Annotated in this window: 1 pseudogene; it reads right to left on the bottom strand. The window is 53.2% G+C overall.

Features of this window, described 5'->3' with window-relative positions:
• A pseudogene (locus LKE08_RS15310) lies at positions 1-459 on the bottom strand (hypothetical protein); the annotation flags it as partial.

The raw sequence follows: 459 nt of genomic DNA on the forward strand, positions 1-459 counted from the left end.
CTCACCCCGTGATGAAAATAGAGGCGATATCCGTCCGAAAATTCGATCGCGGCTTCCCCTTCGGCGTGGAGGTGTTGCCGGGAGTCCAGACTGTGACGGACTAAGCTGATATCCCCGAGATAGCCCTCTCGGAAAATCCAGCCGTTATGGGCGTAGACCCGATAACCGTCCTCGAATACCATAGCGGGTTTCGCGATCGCGTGCAAATGCAACCCCAGATCGCCCAATAGGGTGGTAAATTGATGGGATTTTCCGGCTTTCCCCAGTTGTTTGCAAATGCGATCGCAGCCAATTTCTCGGATCAATATCTGTCGCAATTCCGCATTTTCTTCTTCCAACAACCACTCCGCTTTCCAGCGCTTGGGATGCAGTTGACCGTATTTTTCCGGCAGTCTCACCCCGTGATGAAAATAGAGGCGATATCCGTCCGAAAATTCGATCGCGGCTTCCCCTTCGGCG

It is taken from the genome of Lyngbya sp. CCY1209 (genome assembly GCF_035615495.1).
Classification (GTDB): domain Bacteria; phylum Cyanobacteriota; class Cyanobacteriia; order Cyanobacteriales; family Microcoleaceae; genus Limnospira.